We start from the raw sequence: 24,871 nt of genomic DNA on the forward strand, positions 1-24,871 counted from the left end.
TATATCCCCTCTGTGTTTAATAGAAATCAGAAAATATGAAGTACTTAAAATTAAAGAATTTTATGAAGGTAGCAGACACTTCCAAAAGTAGTGTTTACCGATTGATTAATAAATATCCTCATCTAAAGAAACAAACTAAACTTGTTAGTAATCGCAAGTTAATTCCATTAGTTTTTAGAAAATACTTCAATATGGATTTGATGATAGAAGATGAAAAAAGACTTTTGGATGATTCAAATGATAAAAAGCAACTAATCGATTTGATTTTGGAAAATCCGAATAAGGCTAATTTTTTTTGGAAAATGGATTGGGATTTATTTGTAACAGTTAGTTATAAAAATGAAATGACTTCGCTAGCTTGTCATAACAAAATGACTAAACTTTTTCATAACCTTCAGCATTACAATGAACATGAATCCAGTTTAAGAATGTTATTTACTACTGAAGAATATGGTGTGAGAGATGGAAGGCATAACCATTTTGTGCTTCATAGCACTAACAAATCAATTATTCCAGCAATTGAATTATATATTAAAGAGCAATTTTCATTCGACCACGTTTATATCGACGATTATAACAAATATAAACCTGGAGTTCATTACATCTGTAAGGATGGATTGCAGGGTGATTCCTGGGATTACCTTCATTAAAATTAATTCCCAATTACAAATAATCACATCAATACCTGCACCGTATTGAGGTTTTTTTATACCATTATTCAATAGTCATAAATAAGTGACCATCAATTGTTTATGGTGTTTTTTATTTTAAAACACCTTGTTTTTAAAAATCTAACCCAGTAGTTTTGAAGTAGAAATTTTAAAAGAGCTCTTAGTAAATTTCATATAGACCCACTTACGTGGTGGTCATGACAGCGTAGCCTGTGGACCTTAAAAGAATAACCCTTTATAGGGATTTCTCTTCCGCCTTGTAAAAAATTAAAGGAGATACCAAAGCGGAGATTATCGATATGTCAAATGATGACGATAATAACTTTGAATTATCAAGGTTATCACTAGCAGAATTGCGTAAAATAGATAAATATAATGATGTTAGTGATGAAGACGGTGAGGCCATATTAGATGACGCCTTGGCAATAGCCAGAATGATTCTAGAATGTATAATTTAAAATTAAGTAATATGAATTTAAATAATTTCCAGAAATACAAGAAAAACGGAAAGGTGCAAGAAATGAAACTTAAACACAAAACCTTATGGGGTTACACCAGGGTTAGCAGTAAGGACCAAACTTTGAATTCCAGCATTCAGGAACAGAGAAAAAGTATCGAAGAGTTTGCAAAAAATAATGGTTACACTATTTCAAAGTTTCATGGTGGAACTTACGAAAGTGCGAAAGGCGATATGACTAGAAAAGAGTTCAAAGCCTTAATCGATAGCGTGGTCGAAGCTAAAATCAAACCTAATTATATAGCAACAAAATTCATAAGCAGGTTCTCAAGGTCAGGAGGTGAAGCAATTGGTTTAGTGCACAAACTCGTTCATAAAGTTGGAGTTCACCTAATTGAAACAAGCTCTGGTGTAAGTACGGAAACGGAAGAAGGAGAAATGATAATTTTCGACAAGCTTCTTGAAAGCAGACGAGAAAATATGAGAAGATTAGAAAGAACCATACCTGGCATGAAGTCCTTTCTTATGGAAGGTAATTGGTTGGGTAAACCACCTCGTGGATACACCACGTATGGCGAACGCGTTTCCAATTTCAATAATCGTAAACAAGGTCAGGAAATAAGAATTAATGATGATGGTCAAATCCTAAAAAAAGCATGGAAATGGAAAGCTGAAGGCATGACAGATGCGAATATAAGACGTAATCTGGACGACCAATATCACCTTCAAATTACCAAGCAAGGTATATCTGAAATGTGGAGAAAACCATTTTACGTTGGTGTAAATACTAATGCGATGTTAGATGTACCAGTAAAAGGTAATTGGCGACCACTAGTTTCGGAAGAAATTTGGGACCAAGTCCAAAAACGTTTGGAAGAAAATATAAGAAAATCAGGATATGAAAAAGCTCCTGTGAGCGAACATAGACCTTTAACTGGATTTATATATTGTGCTAATTGCGGTACACCAATTACCAGCTATATAGCAAAGAAAAAACAGATTCACTATTATAAATGTCAGAGCTGCAAAGGTGGTAATATGAATGCTTTCACCACCCCAAGGAGTATTAAACCAGGTGTGAATGATACTTTCGTTGAGTTTCTCAAACAATTTGAAGTTGATGAAGATGATAAAATTCTGATATCTAAACACATCGAAAAGGTTTTGAATGAAGTTAAATCTTCATCTTCAAATCAACGCGATATTCTTAACAATGAACTAGGTAAAGTTGAAAAAAAATTAAGTGTTTTGAGAAAAAATCATTTGTTGAGTTATGACCAAGATGAAGAAACTTTTCAGGCTCTTAAACAAGAATTCTCTCAACAGATTCTTTCTATTCAAGAAAAAATTTCTGAAATACCTGAAAATTTATCGAACCAGTCAGATTTAGTTAATCAAGCTCTAGATTTTTGCAAGAACCTCAGTAAACGATGGGTCTCAGGAGACATCAATAAAAAGCTTAAAATTCAAAATACCTTGTTCCCTGATGGTTTAATTATAGTTCCTGAAAAAAGACATTATCGAACCAAAAAAATGAATCAGTTAATATCTGTAATCAAAGACTCAGCAAGGGGTTCAGAGAATAGTGAGAATAAAAAAAGCCACCGTAAAGGTGGCTTGTCTTGCTTAGTAGCGGGAACTGGACTCGAACCAGTGACCTTCGGGTTATGAGTTTTTGATACTAATATAATAAACTAGCACAATACCTTTGTATATCAATGTTTTATAGGATATATAATTAAATTTCATAACATTTAATATCAAACAAAGTCAATAAATGTTGTACCTATGTTGTACCTAAAATGAGTATATTTATAATCAAAATATTTTGTGATGGCAACAGTTCGAGTAGTATTAAGAAAGAAGAAAAACAAATCTGGATTACTTCCAATTGCAATTAGGATTACAAAAGACCGCAAAAGCTCTTATCTAAACACAGGTCAATACATCGAAGAAAAATATTGGGATGAAAAAAATCGTAATATTAGGAAATCACATCCTAATTCCAGTATACTGAACAATTTTATTGCGACTAAAGTTGCAGAAGCAAACGATAAGGTCATAAAGTCTGAAATGAACCCTGAATATCAGACGGTTTCAGAAATAAAAAATAAAATTATAGTTACTAAAGGTCTTGATTTTTTTGCTGTAGCAGAAATGCATCTTCAAAATCTTAAGAATAGAAACAAACACCATCAATATGACACTGAATTAGGCAGACTTAAAAAATTCAAGGAATTTCTCGGTAAGGATTCACTTCCGTTCAATAAACTTAATGTTACTGTTCTTAAAAAATTTGAAACCTATCTCTTACATCAAAAAAGCCTTTCGCCCAGAACGGTAGTTAATTATCTTATACTTATTAGAACGGTCTTTAATTTAGCTATTTCAGAATCCATTACCGACAGAGGTTTATACCCTTTTGGGAAAGGCAAAATGACCATCAGAATACCTGAATCTCAAAAAATAGGTTTTTCCGAAGCAGAAATTCAAAAACTGGAAAATGCTAAAGGAATAACCGAAGCTCAGCAAAAAGCAATTCATATTTGGCTTGTGAGTTTTTACTTTGCAGGAATAAGAGTAGGTGATGTTCTTAAACTAAAATGGTCAGATTTTAATGACGGGCGATTACTCTATCGAATGAACAAAAACAGCAAGTTAGTTTCTCTAAAAGTTCCAGATAAGGCTATAGATATTTTTAATCTATATAGAGAAAGCTCATCTTATGATGATCTTATATTTCCGCAATTAAAAAGTATAGATCTTAGGGATTCTGAAGAAGTAACAAGGCGTACACAATCGATAACGAGAAATCTGAACAGAAGATTAAAGATTGCTGCCAAGCAATTAGGTATAAAAAAGAATATAAGTATGCACATTGCTAAACATAGCTTTGGAAATATCTCTGGGGATAAAATACCGATTCAAATGTTGCAAAAATTATATCGCCATTCCTCGGTGACAACAACTATTCGGTATCAAGCCAATTTCATACATAAAGATGCTGATGACGCATTGGATAGCGTGGTCAATTTCTAAACCATCCTAATTTTGCAACACAGTTGCATCTAAATCTTTTTACCTTTGTTTCGTGAAAATATTTACAATCATACTATCCTTATACTTTTTGGTGCTCAATTTTGCGCCTTGTAGCGATACCGTTCCTGATAGCGATGATACACAACTTGAATTTTCACAAACAGCAGATGCAGATCACAACGATAGCGACCTATGTTCACCGTTCTGTCAATGTCATTGCTGTCACGTACATACTATCGACTTTGAGCTAATGGCGTTTGAGCCGTTTCAAGATCCAATCTCAAATATGATCCTTACTTCTTTTCAACACCACGGCAAGGATTTCCACACTTCCCTTTTTCAGCCTCCACGGCATAATTCAGTTTTCATAGGATAGCTCTATCCTGTTTTGAAGTTTTTCTAATTGAAAAACTTTATGATGTTTTCGCTTTCGCGAAAGCGTACACCTAATTTTTAACTGAATTAATTCCCTAATCTATGATTAACAAAATCATTGATTTTTCGATCAATAATAAATTTATTATTGGCCTGTTTACGTTGACTCTTATAGGAGTTGGTATCTGGTCAATGGCAACCGTAAACCTTGGCTCAGTGCCAGATATTACTAATAATCAGGTACAGGTCATTACGCAATCGCCTAATCTGGGAACGGAAGATATTGAACAGTTCGTAACATATCCGGTAGAATTGTCTATGGGTAATTTGCCAGGCGTTACCGAAATAAGATCTATCTCACGCTTTGGACTTTCTGTAGTAACGATTGTTTTTGAAGACAATATGGGCACATATCTTCCTCGACAGTTGGTACAGGAAAAACTCAATGAATTGGACGAATCCATACCTGAAAAATTTGGAAGTCCATCTATGGGGCCTATTTCTACTGGTTTAGGTCAGATTTATGAATATACTATAAAACCACAGGAAGGTTTTGATAACAAGTATTCACCTATGGAACTGCGCACAGTGCAGGATTGGATTATCAAACGACAACTCACCTTACTGGAAGGCGTGGTAGAGGTCAACTCTTTTGGAGGCAGTATTAAACAGTACGAGGTTGCTGTAAATCCAGAGAAGTTGAACAGTATGGGTATCAGTATTTCACAAGTTTATGAGGCTCTCGCTCGAAACAACGTGAATACTGGTGGCGCTTATATAGAGAAAAATAAAATGTCAAATTTTATAAGAGGCGAAGGGCTTATTCGCTCTTTGGAAGACATTAAAGATATTTCAATTATTAACGAGAACAACGTTCCTGTAACTATTGGAGATGTAGCAACACGTATCCATTTCGGGAATCAAGTGCGTTATGGTGCTTTTACACAAGACGGCAAGGAAGCTGTGGGCGGTATGATAATGATGCTTAAGGGTTCTAATCCAAATGCTGTTATTCAGAATGTCAAGGATCGTATGGCAGAAATTGAAAAATCCCTGCCAGAAGGTCTGACAATCGCCCCGATAATTGATCGTAGTGAGCTAATTGCGAGAACTACCGATACCGTTAAAACCAATTTACTGGAAGGTGCCTTAATTGTGATTTTTGCCCTTGTCTTACTATTGGGTAGTTTAAGAGGTGGAATCATAACGGCCACTACTATACCGTTGTCCTTGCTTTTTGCCTTTATCCTAATGAAGCAATTTAATGTATGGGCAAACTTAATGAGTTTAGGCGCTATCGACTTTGGGATTATTATAGATGGTGCGGTAATTATTATAGAAGGAACGGTGTATGAGATCCAAAAAAGAATCAGGTCTGGCAAGCTAAAATTCAATCAAGCCGTGATGGATAAAGTTGCCTATGATGCCGGAAGCACGATGATGAGTTCTGCTTTTTTTGGGCAAATCATTATTCTCATTGTTTTCACGCCTATACTTTTTCTTACAGGTGTTGAAGGTAAAATGTTTAAACCTATGGCATACACCTTTGGGTTTGCAATGATAGGTGCTATCATTTTGTGCCTTACATATGTCCCAATGATGTCTGCACTCTTTATGAAACCAGTACAGAATACCAAAAATTGGTTTGGCAGATTTGAGCGCTGGCTTGAAAAGGTAAGTGATAAAATCATAGGTGCTATACACAGTGCTTATATGCCTTTATTAAAAGGAGCTCTTAAGCTGAAGCTTATCGTTTTATCATCTGCCGCTTTTCTACTTTTAATCGCAGGTTTTATCTTTTCTAATATGGGAGGAGAATTTGTACCGCAGCTCGATGAAGGAGATATAGCAATGCAGGCGTTTATAAGGCCTGGAAGTTCGCTAACAGAATCCATTGAAGTTTCAAAGAAAATTGAAACTATTCTATTAGAAAATTTCCCAGAAATAAAAACGGTCACAGGCCGCATAGGAGTTGCAGATATCCCTACAGACCCTATGCCTATGGACATTGCAGATATGTACATCATCCTTAATAAAGATATGGATGACTGGACGACAGCCACTACTAAAGAAGGCTTGATTGATGCCATTAGGGACAAACTGGATGATGAACTATTAGGTGTTAATTTATCATTTACCCAACCGGTCGAGTTGAGATTCAACGAACTTTTAGAAGGTGTAAGAGAAGATATTGCCGTGAAGCTTTATGGCGAAGATTTAGAGGTTTTATCAAATAAGGTTCAAGAAATGGCAGCTATTATACAGACCGTTCCTGGTGCGGGTGATGTGAGTGCAGAACGTACAGCTGGATTACCACAGATGACTGTAAAATTTAAACGCGATAAAATGGCGCAATATGGACTGGATATTCAAAAAGTTAATGACTATATAAGTACTGCTTTTGCTGGTGGTACCGCAGGCGTTATCTTTGAAGGCGAGAAGCGATTTGATCTCGTGGTGCGATTTGATGAAAGTCATAGAAAAAGTATTGATGACCTGCGCAATATGTACATTGATCTCAAGGATGGAAGTCAGGTCCCCATTATTGAAATAGCTGAGATTGAATACGTGCCTGGACCTATGCAAATCTCACGTGACAATACATATAGAAGAACGTATGTAGGTGTAAATGCACGAGGCAGAGATGTAGAATCTGTCGTAAAGGATATACAACAAAAATTAGATAAAGAACTGGACTTACCATCAGGGTATTATATTACCTATGGTGGAGAGTTTGAAAACTTGCAAAGCGCAAAGGATCGTTTGATAATAGTTGTACCCATCGCCCTGTTCTTGATATTTATACTGTTATACTTTGCATTAAAATCCTTTTCACAATCCATAATGATTTACATCGCAATACCCTTGGCAGCCATCGGTGGTGTATTTGCCTTATGGCTTCGCGATATGCCATTTAGTATTTCCGCAGGTGTAGGATTTATTGTGCTATTTGGTGTCGCAGTTCTTAATGGGCTGGTACTTATTAACCGATTTAATTCTTTAAAGGAAGAAGGTGTTACAAGCATAAAGGATAGAATATTTCAAGGGACTAAAGAACGTATTCGCCCCATAATGCTCACAGCCACTACCGATATTTTCGGTTTTTTACCTATGGCATTTTCTACATCAGCCGGGGCAGAGGTACAACAACCGCTTGCTACAGTGGTTATTGGTGGGATGCTTACTGCCACGCTGCTTACGCTGGTCGTTCTTCCTGTACTCTATACGCTCATAGAAAAGAGACGCGAGCGCAAAGAGCAGAATAAGATCGGTGCTTTTAATCCGCAAGCCTTGACTACGATTTTGATACTTGGTTTTATGTTAGGTGGTACCGCTTTTGCGAAAGCTCAACAAATTCAAGCACCTGTGCAACATAACATTGTTCAGGACAGTATCACACCCATCACGTTATCACAAGCCGTAGAAATTGCCAAAGAGAATTATCCTGCACTTAAAGCGAGCCAGCTCGAAATCGAAAGACAGAACACCCTAACGGGCAATGCTTATGACTTTGGTAATACACAGGTATTTACAGGTGGTGAAGAATTGGCAGATGGTCAGGGCATTTATACCTTAATCGGCATCGGCCAACAGAATATCGATCTTCTGGGAATAGGTGCCAAAAAACATTTGCAACAACAACGCATCGAGTTAGCACAAACCGCTTTAAATCTTTCTGAAATTCAGATAGAACTGGAAGTAAAAAAAGCATGGTCAGAAACTTTTCAGTCAAAAAAGAAGTTTGTTTTATACCGAGAATTGGACAGTATTTACGGTCAGTTTGCACAATCTGTAGAACTCAATTATGAAGTCGAAGCCATTTCAAGACTGGAATATGGCGCCGCACGTAATCAGGCTTTACAAATCAATAATAAATTTCAGCAAGCAGAGACAGATTATTTCATTGCATTACAAAAACTCAATCTTTGGTTGACGCCAGATACGATGTACACCGTAACTGATGAATTGGAAGCTGCCGAAATTTCGATTTTAGAGACCGATGATACATTGAATGAACATCCCGAGTTATCAATTTCAAGAAAGCGTATAGACGAAGCACAGGCAAGCTATGATGCGGCAAGAGCAAACTTGCTGCCCAAGTTCAACCTACAAGGTGGCTTGCAGCGTGTAAATGGTGATAGCGGTTTCTACACTTATCAAGCAGGGATTTCCATACCGCTGCTATCGGGTCCAGACCGCAGTCGTGCAAAAGCTGCAAAACTGGATGCACAGATTGCAGAAACCAATGCAGCCTTTAAAGAACGTGAGTTGCAATCACAATTTGTGCAGGCTCAACAAGAGTATGTACGATGGCGGGATACATGGTTTTTTTATAAAACCGAAGCCCTGCCACTTGCCATAGACCAGCGCAAGGGCGCATTGCTCGCATACAAGGAAGGTGCGCTGGATTATGCAGCATTCACACAAATTATACGTGACGCCATACAAACCGAAATGGATGCACTCGACGCACTCAATAATTATTTAGACGCCTTGTTTGAACTACAATATTTCCAAAACTAAAAAAGATGAATACGATAAAATATATGCCGATTGCTGCAATACTAATAGCATTTACATTGACCAGTTGTGGTGACTCAAAAACGGAAGATAGCCAGGTTGAAGCGACCAATTCTCAATTAGAAGATAACCATTCTGAGGGGGAGGCTAAAGAAGTAATGCTCACGGCACAGCAGTTTGAAGCTTTGCAAATGCAAATAGACACACTTGCGCAACGCAATATGAGTGGTTATGTAGAAGCAAACGGTACGCTGGAAGTACCACCACAAAACGAAGCAATTATTACCGCGCTAGCGGGAGCAAATGTTGCATCCATAGAAGTAATTGAAGGCGACGAAGTCAAAAAAAATCAAACGGTTGCCTATATGTCTCATCCCAGTATTATACAGATACAGAGTGATTACCTAAATGCGTACAGCAACAGTCGGTTTTTAAAACAAGAGTATGAACGTCAAAAAAGGCTTTATGAAGCTGGCGTGGCATCCGGTATGAATTATCAAAAAGCCACGGCAGATTATCAGTCATCTACCGCAATGGTAAATGGGTTGGAAGCTCAATTGCGACAATATAACATCAATGTAAATAGGGTGCGAAACGGTACTATTTACCAGCGTGTTGCATTGCACAGTCCCATTGCAGGTATTGTAGAAAAAGTATTTATAAAAACTGGACAATATGTAGAGCCTCAAACAAACTTAATGGAGATAGTAGATACTGACCACGTACACGCAGATTTGATGGTTTTTGAAAAAGATGTTGATAGGGTAAAGAAAGGTCAACAAGTACGATTTAGCGTTGAATCGAAACCAGGTAAAGAGCTAGAAGCCGAAATTTATTCGGTTAGCCAGACTTTCGAGCAAGATCCCAAGGCGGTTCACGTACACGCTGAAATTGAGAACAAAGATAATGGCCTAATCCCAGGAATGTATATTCGAGGTAAGATTGAAGTTGATAACAAGCAGACTACTGCACTACCTGAAAGCGCTATTGTTACAGAAGCTGGTAAGGATTATGTGTTTAAAGCGAAAAGGGATGACAACGCATGGAGTTTTACGCCAGTAGAAGTTACAACAGGCGAGAAAGATGGTGACTGGATAGCCATACGTTTTTTTGAAACCCCAGATCATAATTCGCGTTTTGCCTACAATAATGCTTATTATCTTATGGGAGAGATGAATAAAGGCGATGCAGAACACTCACATTAAAATGATATGAAAGAGACAAGAAAGAAAAATTTAAAAGAAGCCAGAATCTTACAGATTTGGAACGTGATATATGATGTTATTGAGGTAGTGGTATCTCTTATTGCGGGATTTACGGCAAACAGTTCGGCACTAATTGGCTGGGGACTGGACAGCACCATAGAAGTTATAAGTGCGGGAACGTTGGGCTGGCGATTACACGGCGAGATCAAGGGCATAGATGAAGAAAAGGTGAAAAGAAGACAAAAAATAACGCTATATGTGATTGCAATTTCCTTTACCCTCATCTGTATTTTCATTTCTTATGATTCTATATCAAAGCTAATCAACCAAGAAACCGCAAACTGGAGCACTATGGGACTAGTCATATTATTAGTCTCGCTAGTCGTGAACCCTATCTTGATTTATTTCAAAAGAAAATATGGAAAGAAGCTTGACAGTCCTGCCTTACTGGCCGATGCTAAGGACACCTTTATTTGTCTGTACCAGACCGTTGTAGTACTTATAGGATTACTCTTGGTCAACTGGCTGGGCTGGTGGTGGGCGGACCCTGTAGCGGCATTACTAATCGTCCCGTATGCTGCCAAAGAAGGCTGGGAAGCCTATAATAAGGCTAAGAGTATCAACTATAACATCACACAAAATGACTGAAATAGAAAAAAAATTAAACGATCACAGCGTGCGTCCCACTGCTATGCGCATATTGATCTATAAATATCTTGCTGAACAAAAGATTGCTCTGGCATTGCTTGATATTGAAACTGCGTTCACTAAAGCGGATAGAACCACCCTATACCGAACTCTTAAAACCTTTGAGGAAAAAGGTATTGTGCACCAAATAGAAGATGGTACCGGAATCACAAAATATGCGCTCTGTGAGCCAGGTTGCAATTGTGAGATTGAACAAGATTTGCACCTGCATTTTCGCTGTAACAATTGTAACGAAACCGTATGTCTGACAGAGCATAAAATACCACACATTAACTTGCCGGATGGCTATGTCGCTGAAGATGTAAACCTGGTCGTGACAGGTATCTGTGAAAAATGCAGTAACTGACTTTGCACAGCAGTTGCGCAAACATTTCAGTAAATTGTGATGACTAAAAAGAAAAAATGATACAGCTACTAAATTCAGAAAAAGACAATTTGATTTCCGCGAAAATCAGCGGTAAAATTTCACGAGATGAAGTTGAAAAGTTGCATCCGCTCATTCACGATATAATTAAAAAAGGAAAAAAGGTCGATTTCTTTTTTGAAATGGAAGATTTTGAAGGATATACCTTAAAAGGATTTTGGGAAGATATTAAATTGGACACGGCACATATTTCAGACTATGGTAAAATGGTGTTTGTGGGTGAAAGGAAATGGCAGGAATGGGCTGCAAAAGCAACCGATTTCTTTACAAAATCGGAAATTAAATTTTTTGAAATGGATAACAAGGAAGATGCTAAACAATGGATCAATGCATAATATGAAAAAGAAAAAAGTAAACTTGCGTGATTTAGAACCAAAAGAAGCCCAGGGCGAGCACAGTCATGACGATGGCCATAACCACGATCACGGAGATGGAAGTTCATTTAAAACATATATTCCTGCTCTCGTAAGCTTTGTTATGCTTATCGTTGGGATAGCGGTAGATTATTTTGATGCCATTCCCCAATTTCAAGGATGGATTCGCATTCTATGGTATACCATAGCTTACTTACCTGTTGGTTTTCCAGTTATTAAGGAAGGTTGGAAAAGCATATTACGTGGCGATGTATTCACAGAATTTTTCTTGATGTCTATTGCTACTATTGGTGCATTTGCCATTGGCGAATATCCTGAAGGTGTAGCCGTAATGCTATTTTATGCCGTGGGTGAACTGTTCCAAAATGCAGCCGTTAACCGTGCAAAAGGAAATATTAAAGCTTTACTCGACGTAAGGCCGAATGAAGCTTTGGTTTATCGTGACGACGATTTTATTTCAGTAAATCCCGAGTCTGTTGAGATTGGTGAAAAAATACAGGTACGTGTAGGCGAAAAAGTTCCGCTCGATGGTATTCTGCTTTCTGAGAAGGGTTCTTTTAATACTGCTGCCTTGACAGGCGAAAGCAAACCTGATACTATTGCTAAAGGCGATACTGTCTTTGCAGGAAGCATCAACCTCGATGGGGTAATTGAGGTTGAAACCACTAAGGAATTTAAGGATAGTTCTATTGCAAGAATTCTGGATATGGTACAGAATGCAACTGCCAGAAAATCAAAGACGGAATTATTTATTAGAAAATTTGCACGAATTTATACACCCATAGTTGTATTCCTCGCTATCGGACTTACGCTCCTACCCTACTTTTTTGTGGAGGACTATGTTTTTAGGGATTGGCTGTATCGAGCATTGATATTCCTCGTGATTTCGTGCCCCTGCGCCTTGGTCATTTCTATTCCTCTGGGCTATTTTGGAGGTTTAGGTGCGGCATCAAGAAACGGTATTCTATTCAAGGGTGCATCCTTTCTCGATGCAATGACGCAAGTAAACACGGTTGTAATGGACAAAACAGGAACTGTTACCAAAGGTGTTTTCAAAATCAAGGAAATCAATGCCATCACATTTGAGGAAACCGAGCTTATGAAGTACCTGATGGCAATGGAAGAACAATCCACTCATCCCATTGCTAAGGCGATTCTTGAATATAAAGCGGACGGTTCAGATTATCAAGCGACTAATGTTTCAGAGGTTGCCGGAAGAGGTTTAAAAGGAACGGTCAATGGGAAAACCGTGCTGGTAGGCAATAAAGCTTTGCTTACTTCAAATGGTATAAAGGTCCCCACAGAAACAGATGGTGTTGTAGAATCGATTGTTATGGTGTCCATAGATGGAACATTTGCAGGTTATGTAACCATTGCAGATGAGCTGAAGGATGATGCGCACCAGGCCATTGAACAAATTCGAAATTCAGGAATTTCAAAAATTATAATGCTATCAGGCGACAAGGACTCTATTACACAACAAGTGGCAAAAGAGTTAAATATTGATTGGGCAAAAGGCGGGTTGTTACCTGAAGATAAGTTGAATGAGGTTGAAAAGCTTAAAGAGCAATCCGATATAAGAGTAGCTTTTATAGGTGATGGCATTAACGATGCGCCCGTATTGGCAGCGAGTGGTGTGGGTATTGCTATGGGAGGTTTGGGTAGCGATGTAGCCATCGAAACGGCCGATGTCATTATCCAGACCGACCAACCGAGCAAGATTGCAAGAGCGATTAAAATTGGTCGTTCAACGCGACGTATTGTATGGCAGAATATCGGGCTTGCATTTGGAGTCAAGGTTATAGTCCTCATTCTCGGTGCAGGTGGGCTTGCAACTATGTGGGAAGCTGTTTTTGCCGATGTAGGTGTTGCTTTGCTTGCTATTCTTAATGCCATTAGATTGCAGAAAATGAAGTGGCAGGATTCTTAGACCGCCAATTTTGACTGAGCAAATTAAAGTAGTTTCAAAAAAATTAACGCTATCTTTATAAGTAGAGAAAGTCCTTAATTTATGATTCAGATATTCACAACTGGCGGTACAATCGAAGGATTGGATTATACGGATGATGGTGGTATTACTTCCTCTGATGTAGGGATTATGGATTTTTTGGACAAAGCAAATATCGATTTTGAATACACTATCGAAGGTGTTTTCAAGAAAGACAGCCGTGCCATTACAGAGAATGACAGAAAGCTCTTGGTGGAAAAGATAAAAGCTACTAATACAAATAAAATTTTAGTAACTCACGGTACTTATACTATGGAAGACACCGCAAAATATATTGGAAACCGTAGTCTTAATAAAACTATAATTCTGGTGGGAGCATTCATTTTGGGTACATCAAAAGATACAGACGCACCTTTTAATTTAGGTTACGCAATTTGTGCTTTACAATTTCTGAAGTCTGATGTTTATATCGCCATGAACGGAAAACTGTTCCATTGGAATGATGTTACTAAAAATTTAGATACAAATAAATTCGAGTCTAATGAATAAGCATGATGTTTGGTACCTCAATACACTGGACAACATTTTTCTATCTATTAATCGATACGATAATAGTGATTCTTGCATTAATTCAAAATCCGAAAATAAAGCAACTTAGTCTTAGAAGATATATAATTCTTGGATGTTTATTTGTTCTTTATAATCTAACCGGCGGTTTTCTACCAGACCATAGTTTTCTCAAACCCTTGATACTTCAATACATAATAACTTATGGGGTAGCAATCGCGTTATGTGTTTACCTCATATATTATCTCTACAAAGATTATGACATTATATTTTTAAAGCGGTATTTCAGCATTAAAAATATTGGAATCACGTTAATTGTGGGGTTTATCATATTATTTTTAATTCCCTATTTGATAACGGGTTCTTTAGATTCAGCCAGAATACTTTTTACCCTTCCTACTTCAGTTCTAGGTTTTATATTTTTGGGATTGTTTTATAGAAGGATCTCTGAAATAAAAAATCAAAACTCTTTCTTTTCCAAAAGAAAAAAATTATCTACTACCAGTATTGGTTGTATAGTACTCTTACCCATTCTAACGGTAATTGGAGATTATCAATGGTTAACTTTTACCGTAATGAATCTTGCCTTTTACACAATAACAGCCTTAGAAATATACAGATACATCTATTTAATCAAAAATCAAGGCAAACTTTATAAAGTATTGAATTTTAATGAGGAATCTGATCAAAATTTGGTTAAGAACAAGATAATATTTCAGAATTTAACCAGAAGAGAATTCGAAATTGCACTTTTTATTTTATCAAAAAGTTCATACAAAAAAATCGCAAAACAACTATTTATTGCAGAAAACACCGTCTCCAAACATGCTTCTAACATTTTTAGAAAAACAGGCACCAATAATAGAAAAGAATTTCTAGATCGATTTCTAAAAAATTAAATGAGAAAATTTCTTATAAGTAACTGTCTATAGTAAAAATACCCTTTATAATTCGATCCGTACAAAAATACGGAATTCATATATTGAAATACGGTATGTAATTTAGTAGTTTTTATAGAACACACTTATATTTATTACTCACTATTGGAAGATTGTTTTCAAGGTTAACGGTTCAAAAATTTTTTTTTAAAATGTAAATTGATGGGTGATGGACTTACAATTAGAATCAGAATTATTCTCAAAAGATTTGAAAAATATACAGCTTCAAAATGAGGAAATTTTGAAGCAAGCCTATCACTCTATTCAATTATGTCGTACAACCCTTTACAAGTTTAAAAAGAAAATTATTTCTAAAGGTTTTGATTCAATGGAATCTGAAATCAATTTTTTTAAGATTATTAAGCAAATACCTTTAGTTCAATTGATATATTATTCAGAAATACATTCGTTTGAGATTCAACTGCCAAAGGGCGATAAAGATGCCCAACTAAAATCGATTAAGAAAAAAATCAACAAGCTCAATCGCTTCTTTTCGTACAATATCGATTTTGGACGTTATGTAAATTCCGGTACTACCCTTTTCGACAAGGAATACTATACCAGAGATTACCTCGAAACATTCCATATCACAACTTCCAAATTCTATTTTCAAGACCCAGAGTTTTGCACGCCAAGGGATATGCTGCTTGGCAAATACAAAGCTTATGATTTATTAGTGATTTACTTGAATGAAAAAAAGCATCGTATACGGAAAGGATTGAATGACAAATTAAATGGTGTTAAACCATTGGAAAAGCTACGTTGGCCATTTTCAAATACAGATTATGTAGAAATGGTATATGCGCTATGCTCAAAGGGATTGGGTAAACAGGATAATCAAAGCATAATGCAGGTTTCCAAAAAATTGCAACAGCTGTTCGATATAGAACCAAAAGACATCTACAAAACCTTTCAGGACATAAAAAACCGCAAGAATAGCAGGACAATTTTTCTTGATGATCTTTCTACCTCGCTACTTATAGAAATGGATAAAAGTGAGGAATAAGAGGCATCTTATTTCTCTTAAAAAAAGACAGTAGTACGGTTGACCTACGGTTCTATGTTTTTGGAAGAATTCTTTATATAATCTAATGTAGTTTGATACATTATTTCCAATCTAGAACCATTAAAACACCACAACATCCATCAAATTCCAAGAAGTTAAATTTTGACCGTAGTACGGTCGTTCTGTCGAATAAAATCCAACAAACCTATTCAAATTTGTAGAACGAAAGTCAAAATCGAAGATTCACGAACTCATATTTATTAAAATATTAAAGTCCGTGAGCTAAATCAGGTCAGGGACCATCAATTAAAATCTTAAACCCAGATAGTCCCTCTCCATTAAAACCGTTCTATTATGCCGACAAGTATTATTACCACAGACGACCTTCGAGAATTCAAAATGGAATTGCTCGAGGACATTAGAGAATTACTTACCCGCCAATCCAAAGGGAAACTCAAAAAATACCTCAAATCTTCCGAGGTTATGGATTTGCTTCAGGTAAGCCCTGGCACTTTGCAAAACCTTCGTATCAATGGTACATTGCCGTACACAAAAGTAGGTGGAATTATCTATTACGATACCGAGGAAATTCAAAAAGTGATGGATGGGAACCGAGTGCATCACGGTCTAAATTCTTAAGCTATGAACTATATAAAGCAACTTAATGCGGCTTTTGAGAAATTCTATTTTGATGACCGCCTAAACCCTACCCATATCAGCCTTTATATGGCGTTGTTCCAAGAATGGAATAGCAGCCGCTTTGCCAATGAATTTTACGTAAACCGTCGCGATTTGATGCGTGTGGCCAAGATCGGTTCAAAATCGACGTACCATCGGTGCGTGACCGACCTCGATTTGTGGGATTATCTTTCCTATTTTCCGTCCAACAATCCTTACAAAGGAAGTAAAATCAAGATGTCCATTATAGGGACAACTGATGAACCGGATATGGGACAGTACGATCCCGAATTGGAACAACTTGCGGAACTGTACCATCCCACACGTGAACCGGCAGTGTACCAGCACCATCCCAACAACGAACAAGCTGTGTACCCGCACCGTCCCGTGAGTGGACAAGCACTGGTATCTAATATAAACAATAACAAACAGGTAAATAATAATAAACAGCCAAAGGGCAGGCAGGTCGTTTTAGATTTTTTTGTTGAAAAAGATTTTAATGCTGATGAAGGAAAAAAATTCTTTGCGCATTATGAAGCTAACGATTGGAAAACAAGCGATGGAAAAACAATCAGGGATTGGCAGGGCTTAGCCAAAAACTGGATGGATAGGACCGAATTGTTTGCCGAAGAAAACACACCAAAAAAAGCGGGAGCGTCCCAAAATCGAGACAACCTTAAAACCAGTAAAACCAAGGATTATGGACAACCCCTCTAAAATAACCGAAGGCGGAGTGGAATATTCGCTCGGAAAATTTGATGGCAAAAGTGTACTCTACGATTTCCCAAAAATCCTGATTTACTTGAATGCCAAGGGCAAATTGCTCTTTGGCGAAAAGTTCAGGATTTACAATGAGGATAAAGATATTTTGTTGAAGCTCTGTTCCTACTTCATCAAGGACAAAGACAACTGTGAAAAATTTGAGATTGACATTGACAAAGGTATTCTACTTTCTGGTCCTGTAGGTTGTGGTAAAACCAGCCTAATGAAACTTTTAAGACATTTAGTACCGTTGCAACGCCCTTACGAAATGATCCCTTGCCGAAATGTGACGTTCAGTTTTAACCATCTTGGTTTTAAGACTATCGAGGATTATGGAAACACGAAATTCTTCTGTTTTGACGATCTGGGTGTAGAACCGTCAGGAAGGTTTTATGGTAAGGATCTGAATGTGATGGGTGAAGTACTTTTATCGCGGTATGAACTTTACCTCCAAACAAAGCATAAAATCAAAACTCACGCCACTACCAACCTAAATGCCGAGGAACTGGAAGAACGCTACGGTAACCGTGTGCGTAGTCGTATGCGAGGGCTGTTTAATTTGATTGCTTTTGATAAAGGAGTTGGGGATAAGCGCAAGTGAACTTAGAATATGGATTTTCAGCAACAACTTTTGTTTTCTTGAATCGGCGGGCAAGCCACAGTTCCGAAAGAACAATACACACAACAATCCTCTTCATTTGGTTTTAGAACCGTTTTGCAATTCTCACATTCATAAAAGAATTGACAGGATTCAGTCGGCATTTCTTCTGCTTTTTTGTACCCGCATTCAGGGCAGGTAATCGTAGATTTCAATATAGTAGTTTCCATAAATAATTTTCAAAGCATATAGGTTAGGTCAGATGCCATTGTAGGGTACGAAAATATCATTGTCTTCAAATCGCTAATGGTCATCTTGGTCTTTATCGCCATTGCAAAAAGATTAATAGTTTCTTCACAATGAGGCCCAATAAGATGTGCGCCCAAAATGGTATTGTTATTTTTATCAATGATTGTTTTAAAAGCATATTCATCCACATTCAGGCGTCTCGCATTGAACCAATTATCCACTTTTTCAAAATTGACATTGATTTCATATCCCTTTTCTTTGGCTTCATCTTCCAATAAACCAACAGTTGCCATAGTGGGTAAAGTGAAAACCACCGAAGGCATTGGGGGATAACTGACTTTTTTCTGGTTTCCTTTGATTATATTTGAAGCCACAACATGTCCTTCCATCACCGCAAGAGGGGTAAGGGGCAAACCTTTAGAATCTGCCGAATCTCCGGCTGCATAAATATTAGGATTAGAGGTGCTTTGGAGGTAATCGTTGACTGTGATTCCTTTTTTTGAAAAAGAGATGTCTGCTTTTTTCAAATCTAAATCAAAAATCGCTGGAGGACGACCGGCTGAGTTAAAGACAGATGCTGCCATATAAGTTGACTTTTTTCCATTTGAGTTTCCTGTTACTACATAGTGGTCTTCTTTCTTTTCAATTTTAGAGACTTCGGTTTTCAAAACCAGTTTGATTCCCAGCTTTCGGGTTGCATCCACAAGATGTTGTACAATGTCCTGATCAAAGTTTTCCAAGGGATGTTCACCACGATGTAATATGCTTACATCGGCACCAGCACGCGCGGCGATATGAGCAAATTCAAAGGCAATGTAGCCACCTCCAATAAATAAAAGAGATTCAGGTAGCTTTTTCAGGTTAAGGAAATCTGTACTTGAAAGAGCCAAATTTCCACCTTCAAAATCCAGTACCCGAGGTTTTGCTCCGGTTGCGATAACGAATTTATCCGCTTCAATAACTTCATCACCTAACTGTAAGGTATTATTTGATAAAAATTTAGCCGAGGTGTGATAGGTGTCTATGTCCTTATTCTTATATCCTTTTTCAATTTTAGGAGGCATGGCATCCACAAAAGATTGTTTAAAAGCCATAATATCTTCCCAATTGATTTTAGGTACTGTATCTATTCCATTTCCTTTAAGCCTTTGGGCAAATTCGCGTACTTCAGTTGCGCCTATAATCACTTTTTTAGGATCGCAGCCCCTTAGCGCACAGGTTCCACCGTAGGGGAGTTCATCGGTAATGCCTACCGTAAGACCTTTGGAGGCACATTTGTTGGCAGTGGTCATACCTGACATACCGGAACCTATTACAAATACATCGTACTTTTTCATCTACTTCTCTATTTTGTTTTCAGTATCGATTATCTTATAACCTGTTTTATTTATTGCTTCTCGAATGGCAGTTAAATTGGTTTTACTCTTATCATATTCCACGACGGTATTAGTCTTTTCGTAACTCGCCTTGACTGACAAAATACCATCCAGGTTATTTATCTCGCTTTCTATGTGAGCTTCACATCCTTCACAGGTCATTCCCTCAACTTCAAAAGTGTGCTTTTCGATATTGGATTGAGAGACATATACGATATCCTTGGTGGGTTGTGCATAAAATAGGTTGGAATAGTAAGGGAAAGCCAACATCAATCCGGCAAATAGTGTTACGATGAACAAAAACTGTTTGGATTGCCAAAACGTAGGTTTTGCATCATCCTCGCAAGCGCAATCAATTTCTTCCTGAGTTTTCGGCCGTAGTTTCTGGTACCAGGCAAAGACCAAAACAATAATGGTCAGACCGATAAGATAGGGTCTAAGTGGCTCGACCCAGGAAAAGGTAGATGCGATTCCGCTTGTTCCGGCAATTAGCGCCAATACAGGTGTTATACAACATATTGATGCTGCAACTGCGGTAAAAATGCCGGTATAAGCTGCGGTGTTTGAAGGTTTATTCGGTACCATAATATAAAAATTCTAAGCTGTTTTCTTTCTTGTCGAAATTGAATTGAAAATTCCATTCAAAACATTGTCTTCACTCTTTACCAGCGAATAATATAATGTTTGCCCTTCACGTCTCGATGTAATAATTCCTGCATCCTTCATTTTTCGGATATGCTGGGACACGGCGGGAACACTCATTTCAAGAATGTCCGCAATATCGCAAGGACACAGTTCATTTTCTATGTTCAAAAGGAATAGTACTTTAAGTCTTACCTCGCTTCCAGCGAGAGCCAAAATTTTGCTTATTACCTTAAAGCTGTCCGAAGAATTCTCTATGGTTTCCTTACATCTCGATATTTGCTTCTTGTCTGCTTCGTTCCGTGTACAAGTAATTTCCAAGCTCATTTTTTTTGATTTAAAGTGGCAACAAATATATCACTATTATATTATTTAAGCAAGTACTTAAATATACTATTGAGTAAATTGTTTTTTATAATGTGTAAATAATAAACTTAGGTAATCTAACTTTTAAAGGATTTACACAATAAAATCATTTCTGAAACAAACTGTAGTACAATGTCCTTCAAGCTTTTCGTTAACTCTAAAAAAATATTTTTCATAATTCTATTGATTTTGAATGGATGATAATATCGATAGTGCGATGGGTTTAATATTGTTATCTGAAATATAGCTTGCTTCATCCCTATTCGACAAAAAGCCCAACTCTATCAAAACAGCAGGACAATAATCTATAGTTTCGCTCAGCACCTGAAAGTTGGCGAACTTCACACCTCTACTTTCGTAGCCTACTGCTTTACAAAGAGCTCTTTCAATTTGATAGCCTATGAAAACTGACGGTTTCGAGAATTTTCCATGTTTTCTTGAAGCATAAACCTCTATTCCTCTCGCATCTGTATTATCAGAGTGATTGCAATGCAAGGACAGAAATAAATCAGCATTTAAGGCTTTAGTCAATTTGGTTCTATCCGATAACGAAATAAGCGTATCACTATACCTAGTTAAATAAATATCTAAAGGTTTATCCAAGTCGTCATTAAGTCTTAAAATTTCGTTTGCAATCGACAAAACCACATCCTTTTCTTGAATGCCATTTATGCCAATTGCTCCAGCATCTTTTCCACCGTGTCCAACATCAATTACAATTCTCTTTTGAACATCGATTTCCTGCCCGAAAATGAGACACATTTTCATGAGCAAAATCACAAAACTGACGTTTTTGAGGAGATTTTTCATTTCCAATTTTCAGGTTATTAACAACTTCCCTATAGAAATCCATAGAATTTGATGTCAAATAATAACATTGAAATTCAAACAATATCAAAGAATATTTTATTCACATTTATTTGATTTTCAGTTATTTACAATCAAATATATGTAAATTCTAATAATGAAAAATGAACTTAAAATCTAAATTTTTCCGTTATGAAAAAATCACACTATTTAGCGTCCATTCTTTCGCTCTTATCCACTTCCCTTTTTGCTCAAATTGGTGGCATAGAAAATTCCGTTAACGATGTTGGCGATACCATCAGGACTATCTTTCCGATTTTATTGGGTGTTATCTTCTTGGTTGGCTTCCTATTTAATGCTGGACATTTCTTCGGCGAAAATGCGGACCTCAAAAAAGGGATAACAAGAATACTAGTCTTTGTACTAATTGCAGGTGCAGTAGTCGGCATCTTCACATACTTAATAGGAATCGTAGTTTAAAGATGAAGCGGTTCGAAGTCTATAAAAACATTCGGAAACGGGCTGTCATTTTTGGACTGTCCATTTCCCTGTTAGCCTTGATGATGGTTTCCATTTTGGCTTCGTTGCTCATCATCATTTTCTCTTTCAGCTTTGGGATAATAATAGGAGTATTGGTACTCAATTCTTTCTTATTTGTGGTGCTGACGAGGATAACACACAATCCACAAATTTTTCAAATGGCAAATGCTTTCCCAAAAATAATGAGTAACAAAAAAACCTCAGGCTTTGATTATGAACAAGATTAACATTTCAGCATATCAACCCATCGCAGATATTCAGGACAATATCGTGTTTGCCAACAATGGTAACGTTGTCCTATGCTATAAAGGGAATCTACCAGAAATATACTCTCTTTCTGAAAAGGATTTTGAGGATATGCACGGTGCTTGGTTTCAGGCTTTGAAATCATTGCCAGTTGGTACTGTGGTTCACAAGCAGGATATCTACCTCAAAAAATCATATACTTCAGAACAACTTCCGAATTCAACCTTTCTGGAAAAGGCTACCCACGAGCATTTTAAAGGTCGTAGGCATATTGAGCACAGCTGTTATTTATTCTTCATCTTGACTAAAAACAAGGCACTCAACAATCCGAAATATGTCAATCCCTTCAGGAAAGTTTCAAAAGAAATCGTAAAGGAACTGGATGATAATATCAAGAGCTTCACGAACTCGGTAAGTGATTCAGTTTCCTTTATCAATAACAGCCGAAAGATGGATTTTGTTTCGCTTAATGCGAAAGATATTCGGCAACTAACAAGTGCCTACTTCAATGGCTTCAATGAAGGCTACGACACCGATACTTTACTTGATAAAAAAAGCGTCAATATTGGCGAAAACCATTTTGATGCCCTGGCCATCAACAGCGAACTGTGCTTTGGCGAAAGTGTACAGAGTAGCAAAACCAATGAGAAATTCACTTCTGACGATTTTGTATTTCATCAAGGGTTTATTGATGGCTTAGGGCTTACGCTTAACGAGAACCACATTGTCAATCAAATTCTTTATTTGGATGACAAACAAAAATGGCGTAAGCTGCTCGATAAGAAGGTTGAGGAACTAAACAAAAGTTCAAACTTTGGTTCACAAAATAAAGTAGTGCTTGGTAAAATCCAACACATCCTTGACCAAATCAATGCTGATGATAATGCCCGAATTATTCGTGGTCATCTCAATATTATCTATTGGGCAAAGGAAGTCAAAGAGCTCGACAAAATAACTTCAAAAATAAAGACGGAATTTAAGGAACTGGATATCATCCCGTATTACCCAAGAGGCGAAGAACGTAAAAACTATATTTTAAATAGTTACTGCTGTTTTTCGTCCAATTTTTCAAATAACGATTTATATGTAACTGACTTAAAACACGCACTTTGTCTTTTTATCAATAACACTAACTATAAAAGTGATAACACCGGAATCATTTTTAATGACCGTGAGCATAACATTCCTGTTTTAAAGGATGTTTGGGACGAAAAGAAGAAAAGAATAAAGGCACGAAACTTCGCCATTTTTGCACCAACTGGTGAGGGCAAATCTTTTCTGGCAAATAACATTCTACGTCAATATTTTGAAATTGGCGTTCGCCTGGTCATTATCGACTTAGGTGGCTCTTATACCAAGTTTGCAAAGCTCTATCCTGAAGAATATTCGGTGCTTCGCTACGAAAGTGGAAAGAACCTTGGTATCAATCCATTTTACATTAGCCACACTAATGACCTTACACCAGAACGTTTGGAAGATTTGTCCGTGTTCCTCTTTGAACTGTTTGCTTCAGACTTAAAGGTTACAAAGGCACAATCGGTATCAGTCAAAAAAATACTGCGTTATTATTACGATAGCACTTCAGAAAATCATTCACTGGATGGTTTCTACAGCTTTATAGAAAGGAATCAGGAAGATCTTCTGAGCAGCCTAAAAATCCATCCCGATTATTTCAATGTGACGAGCTTCTTGCACGTAATGTCAGAATATGTCGGGGATGGTCTATATAGCTTCCTTTTTGAAGTGAGCGAAGATCAGACCTATAAAATTGAGGACAAGCGTTTAATTGTTTTTGAATTGGATGAAGTGAAGGACAATAAGGAAATCCTGTCTGTAATGTTAAAACTGATTAAGTCAGCTATCCAAAGAACCATCTGGAAGAATAGAGCAGAAAAAGGCATTATCCTCTTTGATGAGTTTGCAAAACAATTAAAGTTTGAAAATGTCCTGGAAAGTGTCGAATTCTACTACCAAGCAATACGAAAACAGAACGGAGCTATCGGTATCATTCTTCAATCCATTAATCAGCTTCCGAAAAATTCCACTTCAGCGAGTATTCTTGAAAACACGCAGGTCATTTATAGCCTGAATAATGAAAAAGGCTATGACGAATTGGTCAAACGTCTCAATCTATCCAGCCACGATTTGAACCAATTAAAATCAATCAATAACAATCTTTCCGGTCCACGGAAGTACACCGAAATGTTTATCAAAATTGGCAGAGAAAGTAACATCTTCCGTCTGGAAGTTCCGAAGGAAGTATATGCAGCTTACTTGACCGATGGACAAGAAAATGAGGAAATAATGAAGCTCTACAAAGAGCATCAGGATATGCAAAAAGCAATAATTCAATTCGCATCTAAAACATAATATT

General features: G+C 37.1%; 24 protein-coding genes. 18 read left to right on the forward strand and 6 right to left on the reverse strand.

Going from position 1 to position 24,871, the window contains the following annotated elements:
- Positions 1–62 precede the first annotated feature (62 nt).
- The 16 genes from G529_RS0105480 to G529_RS0105555 all read left to right on the forward strand — a co-directional run bounded on the left by G529_RS0105480 (position 63) and on the right by G529_RS0105555 (position 18,274).
- Complete coding sequence (locus G529_RS0105480; protein ID WP_157514538.1) at positions 63–650, forward strand: hypothetical protein; 588 nt, start codon at positions 63–65, stop codon at positions 648–650.
- A gap of 490 nt (positions 651–1,140) precedes the next feature.
- Positions 1,141–2,799, forward strand: coding sequence for a recombinase family protein (locus G529_RS0105490; RefSeq protein ID WP_026914585.1), 1,659 nt, complete (start codon positions 1,141–1,143; stop codon positions 2,797–2,799).
- A 162-nt stretch (positions 2,800–2,961) separates the two neighbouring features.
- Positions 2,962–4,167 carry a site-specific integrase gene (locus G529_RS0105495; RefSeq protein ID WP_026914586.1) on the forward strand — a complete coding sequence of 402 codons (1,206 nt, stop codon included), beginning with the start codon at positions 2,962–2,964 and terminating at the stop codon, positions 4,165–4,167.
- Between the two features lie 52 nt (positions 4,168–4,219).
- Positions 4,220–4,543, forward strand: a complete 324-nt coding sequence (locus G529_RS16795) for a DUF6660 family protein (RefSeq protein WP_084509749.1) — start codon at positions 4,220–4,222, stop codon at positions 4,541–4,543.
- Positions 4,544–4,644: 101 nt separating this feature from the next.
- The gene (locus tag G529_RS0105500) at positions 4,645–9,066 is read left to right on the forward strand and encodes a CusA/CzcA family heavy metal efflux RND transporter (protein ID WP_026914587.1); all 4,422 of its coding nucleotides are present in this window, start codon (positions 4,645–4,647) and stop codon (positions 9,064–9,066) included.
- 5 nt (positions 9,067–9,071) lie between these two features.
- Positions 9,072–10,268, forward strand: a complete 1,197-nt coding sequence (locus G529_RS0105505) for an efflux RND transporter periplasmic adaptor subunit (RefSeq protein ID WP_026914588.1) — start codon at positions 9,072–9,074, stop codon at positions 10,266–10,268.
- 6 nt (positions 10,269–10,274) lie between these two features.
- Positions 10,275–10,916 (forward strand): cation efflux transmembrane domain-containing protein, encoded by a 642-nt coding sequence (locus G529_RS0105510; protein WP_026914589.1) that lies wholly within the window; start codon positions 10,275–10,277, stop codon positions 10,914–10,916.
- Complete coding sequence (locus G529_RS0105515) at positions 10,909–11,322, forward strand: Fur family transcriptional regulator (RefSeq protein ID WP_026914590.1); 414 nt, start codon at positions 10,909–10,911, stop codon at positions 11,320–11,322. The genes G529_RS0105510 and G529_RS0105515 overlap by 8 nt, the downstream gene beginning before the upstream one ends.
- 56 nt (positions 11,323–11,378) lie before the next feature.
- Entirely contained in the window at positions 11,379–11,735 is a 357-nt protein-coding gene (locus tag G529_RS0105520; RefSeq protein ID WP_026914591.1) for a SpoIIAA family protein, read from the forward strand.
- Between the two features lies 1 nt (position 11,736).
- A complete protein-coding gene (locus G529_RS0105525) occupies positions 11,737–13,704 on the forward strand; it encodes a heavy metal translocating P-type ATPase (RefSeq protein ID WP_026914592.1) in 1,968 nt (655 codons plus the stop codon).
- Between the two features lie 81 nt (positions 13,705–13,785).
- Complete coding sequence (locus tag G529_RS0105530) at positions 13,786–14,271, forward strand: asparaginase domain-containing protein (RefSeq protein ID WP_026914593.1); 486 nt, start codon at positions 13,786–13,788, stop codon at positions 14,269–14,271.
- A 2-nt stretch (positions 14,272–14,273) separates the two neighbouring features.
- On the forward strand, positions 14,274–15,188 hold the full coding sequence (locus G529_RS0105535) for a LuxR C-terminal-related transcriptional regulator (protein WP_245566893.1): 915 nt from the start codon (positions 14,274–14,276) through the stop codon (positions 15,186–15,188).
- Between the two features lie 208 nt (positions 15,189–15,396).
- Complete coding sequence (locus tag G529_RS0105540) at positions 15,397–16,233, forward strand: RteC domain-containing protein (RefSeq protein WP_026914595.1); 837 nt, start codon at positions 15,397–15,399, stop codon at positions 16,231–16,233.
- A gap of 354 nt (positions 16,234–16,587) precedes the next feature.
- Positions 16,588–16,872 (forward strand): helix-turn-helix domain-containing protein, encoded by a 285-nt coding sequence (locus tag G529_RS0105545; RefSeq protein WP_026914596.1) that lies wholly within the window; start codon positions 16,588–16,590, stop codon positions 16,870–16,872.
- 3 nt (positions 16,873–16,875) lie between these two features.
- Positions 16,876–17,628 carry a hypothetical protein gene (locus tag G529_RS0105550; RefSeq protein WP_026914597.1) on the forward strand — a complete coding sequence of 251 codons (753 nt, stop codon included), beginning with the start codon at positions 16,876–16,878 and terminating at the stop codon, positions 17,626–17,628.
- Positions 17,612–18,274, forward strand: coding sequence for a P-loop NTPase family protein (locus tag G529_RS0105555; protein ID WP_026914598.1), 663 nt, complete (start codon positions 17,612–17,614; stop codon positions 18,272–18,274). The genes G529_RS0105550 and G529_RS0105555 overlap by 17 nt, the downstream gene beginning before the upstream one ends.
- A gap of 17 nt (positions 18,275–18,291) precedes the next feature.
- On the opposite strand, the gene G529_RS16695 is transcribed toward G529_RS0105555, so the two are convergent.
- The 5 genes from G529_RS16695 to G529_RS0105575 form a co-directional block, all read right to left on the reverse strand.
- The gene (locus tag G529_RS16695; RefSeq protein ID WP_084509750.1) at positions 18,292–18,501 is read right to left on the reverse strand and encodes a GDCCVxC domain-containing (seleno)protein; all 210 of its coding nucleotides are present in this window, start codon (positions 18,499–18,501) and stop codon (positions 18,292–18,294) included.
- Between the two features lie 9 nt (positions 18,502–18,510).
- Positions 18,511–19,857: a dihydrolipoyl dehydrogenase family protein gene (locus G529_RS0105560; protein WP_026914599.1), complete on the reverse strand. Its 1,347-nt coding sequence runs from the start codon at positions 19,855–19,857 to the stop codon at positions 18,511–18,513.
- On the reverse strand, positions 19,858–20,481 hold the full coding sequence (gene merTP / locus G529_RS0105565; protein ID WP_026914600.1) for a mercuric transport protein MerTP: 624 nt from the start codon (positions 20,479–20,481) through the stop codon (positions 19,858–19,860).
- Between the two features lie 12 nt (positions 20,482–20,493).
- Positions 20,494–20,865 (reverse strand): ArsR/SmtB family transcription factor, encoded by a 372-nt coding sequence (locus G529_RS0105570; protein ID WP_026914601.1) that lies wholly within the window; start codon positions 20,863–20,865, stop codon positions 20,494–20,496.
- A gap of 219 nt (positions 20,866–21,084) precedes the next feature.
- Positions 21,085–21,714 (reverse strand): N-acetylmuramoyl-L-alanine amidase family protein, encoded by a 630-nt coding sequence (locus G529_RS0105575; protein ID WP_026914602.1) that lies wholly within the window; start codon positions 21,712–21,714, stop codon positions 21,085–21,087.
- 189 nt (positions 21,715–21,903) lie between these two features.
- Between G529_RS0105575 and G529_RS0105580 the strand changes: the two genes are divergently transcribed.
- Positions 21,904–22,191 carry a hypothetical protein gene (locus G529_RS0105580; protein WP_026914603.1) on the forward strand — a complete coding sequence of 96 codons (288 nt, stop codon included), beginning with the start codon at positions 21,904–21,906 and terminating at the stop codon, positions 22,189–22,191.
- A gap of 19 nt (positions 22,192–22,210) precedes the next feature.
- On the opposite strand, the gene G529_RS16800 is transcribed toward G529_RS0105580, so the two are convergent.
- A complete protein-coding gene (locus tag G529_RS16800; RefSeq protein ID WP_157514540.1) occupies positions 22,211–22,393 on the reverse strand; it encodes a hypothetical protein in 183 nt (60 codons plus the stop codon).
- Positions 22,394–22,464: 71 nt separating this feature from the next.
- On the opposite strand from G529_RS16800, the gene G529_RS0105590 reads away from it, so the two are divergent.
- Positions 22,465–24,867: a TraG family conjugative transposon ATPase gene (locus G529_RS0105590; RefSeq protein ID WP_026914605.1), complete on the forward strand. Its 2,403-nt coding sequence runs from the start codon at positions 22,465–22,467 to the stop codon at positions 24,865–24,867.
- The last annotated feature ends 4 nt before the right edge of the window (positions 24,868–24,871 follow it).

Source organism: Christiangramia portivictoriae DSM 23547, from assembly GCF_000423045.1.
Lineage (GTDB): Bacteria > Bacteroidota > Bacteroidia > Flavobacteriales > Flavobacteriaceae > Christiangramia > Christiangramia portivictoriae.

What these genes read in the sequence shown, in the direction of transcription:
- G529_RS0105480 (WP_157514538.1), top strand. Translation starts at nt 63, where the DNA reads ATGAAGGTAGCAGACACTTCCAAAAGTAGTGTTTACCGATTGATTAAT.
- G529_RS0105490 (WP_026914585.1), top strand. Translation starts at nt 1,141, where the DNA reads ATGAATTTAAATAATTTCCAGAAATACAAGAAAAACGGAAAGGTGCAA.
- G529_RS0105495 (WP_026914586.1), top strand. Translation starts at nt 2,962, where the DNA reads ATGGCAACAGTTCGAGTAGTATTAAGAAAGAAGAAAAACAAATCTGGA.
- G529_RS0105500 (WP_026914587.1), top strand. Translation starts at nt 4,645, where the DNA reads ATGATTAACAAAATCATTGATTTTTCGATCAATAATAAATTTATTATT.
- G529_RS0105505 (WP_026914588.1), top strand. Translation starts at nt 9,072, where the DNA reads ATGAATACGATAAAATATATGCCGATTGCTGCAATACTAATAGCATTT.
- G529_RS0105510 (WP_026914589.1), top strand. Translation starts at nt 10,275, where the DNA reads ATGAAAGAGACAAGAAAGAAAAATTTAAAAGAAGCCAGAATCTTACAG.
- G529_RS0105515 (WP_026914590.1), top strand. Translation starts at nt 10,909, where the DNA reads ATGACTGAAATAGAAAAAAAATTAAACGATCACAGCGTGCGTCCCACT.
- G529_RS0105520 (WP_026914591.1), top strand. Translation starts at nt 11,379, where the DNA reads ATGATACAGCTACTAAATTCAGAAAAAGACAATTTGATTTCCGCGAAA.
- G529_RS0105525 (WP_026914592.1), top strand. Translation starts at nt 11,737, where the DNA reads ATGAAAAAGAAAAAAGTAAACTTGCGTGATTTAGAACCAAAAGAAGCC.
- G529_RS0105530 (WP_026914593.1), top strand. Translation starts at nt 13,786, where the DNA reads ATGATTCAGATATTCACAACTGGCGGTACAATCGAAGGATTGGATTAT.
- G529_RS0105535 (WP_245566893.1), top strand. Translation starts at nt 14,274, where the DNA reads ATGATGTTTGGTACCTCAATACACTGGACAACATTTTTCTATCTATTA.
- G529_RS0105540 (WP_026914595.1), top strand. Translation starts at nt 15,397, where the DNA reads ATGGACTTACAATTAGAATCAGAATTATTCTCAAAAGATTTGAAAAAT.
- G529_RS0105545 (WP_026914596.1), top strand. Translation starts at nt 16,588, where the DNA reads ATGCCGACAAGTATTATTACCACAGACGACCTTCGAGAATTCAAAATG.
- G529_RS0105550 (WP_026914597.1), top strand. Translation starts at nt 16,876, where the DNA reads ATGAACTATATAAAGCAACTTAATGCGGCTTTTGAGAAATTCTATTTT.
- G529_RS0105555 (WP_026914598.1), top strand. Translation starts at nt 17,612, where the DNA reads ATGGACAACCCCTCTAAAATAACCGAAGGCGGAGTGGAATATTCGCTC.
- G529_RS16695 (WP_084509750.1), bottom strand. Translation starts at nt 18,501, where the DNA reads ATGGAAACTACTATATTGAAATCTACGATTACCTGCCCTGAATGCGGG.
- G529_RS0105560 (WP_026914599.1), bottom strand. Translation starts at nt 19,857, where the DNA reads ATGAAAAAGTACGATGTATTTGTAATAGGTTCCGGTATGTCAGGTATG.
- merTP (WP_026914600.1), bottom strand. Translation starts at nt 20,481, where the DNA reads ATGGTACCGAATAAACCTTCAAACACCGCAGCTTATACCGGCATTTTT.
- G529_RS0105570 (WP_026914601.1), bottom strand. Translation starts at nt 20,865, where the DNA reads ATGAGCTTGGAAATTACTTGTACACGGAACGAAGCAGACAAGAAGCAA.
- G529_RS0105575 (WP_026914602.1), bottom strand. Translation starts at nt 21,714, where the DNA reads ATGAAAAATCTCCTCAAAAACGTCAGTTTTGTGATTTTGCTCATGAAA.
- G529_RS0105580 (WP_026914603.1), top strand. Translation starts at nt 21,904, where the DNA reads ATGAAAAAATCACACTATTTAGCGTCCATTCTTTCGCTCTTATCCACT.
- G529_RS0105590 (WP_026914605.1), top strand. Translation starts at nt 22,465, where the DNA reads ATGAACAAGATTAACATTTCAGCATATCAACCCATCGCAGATATTCAG.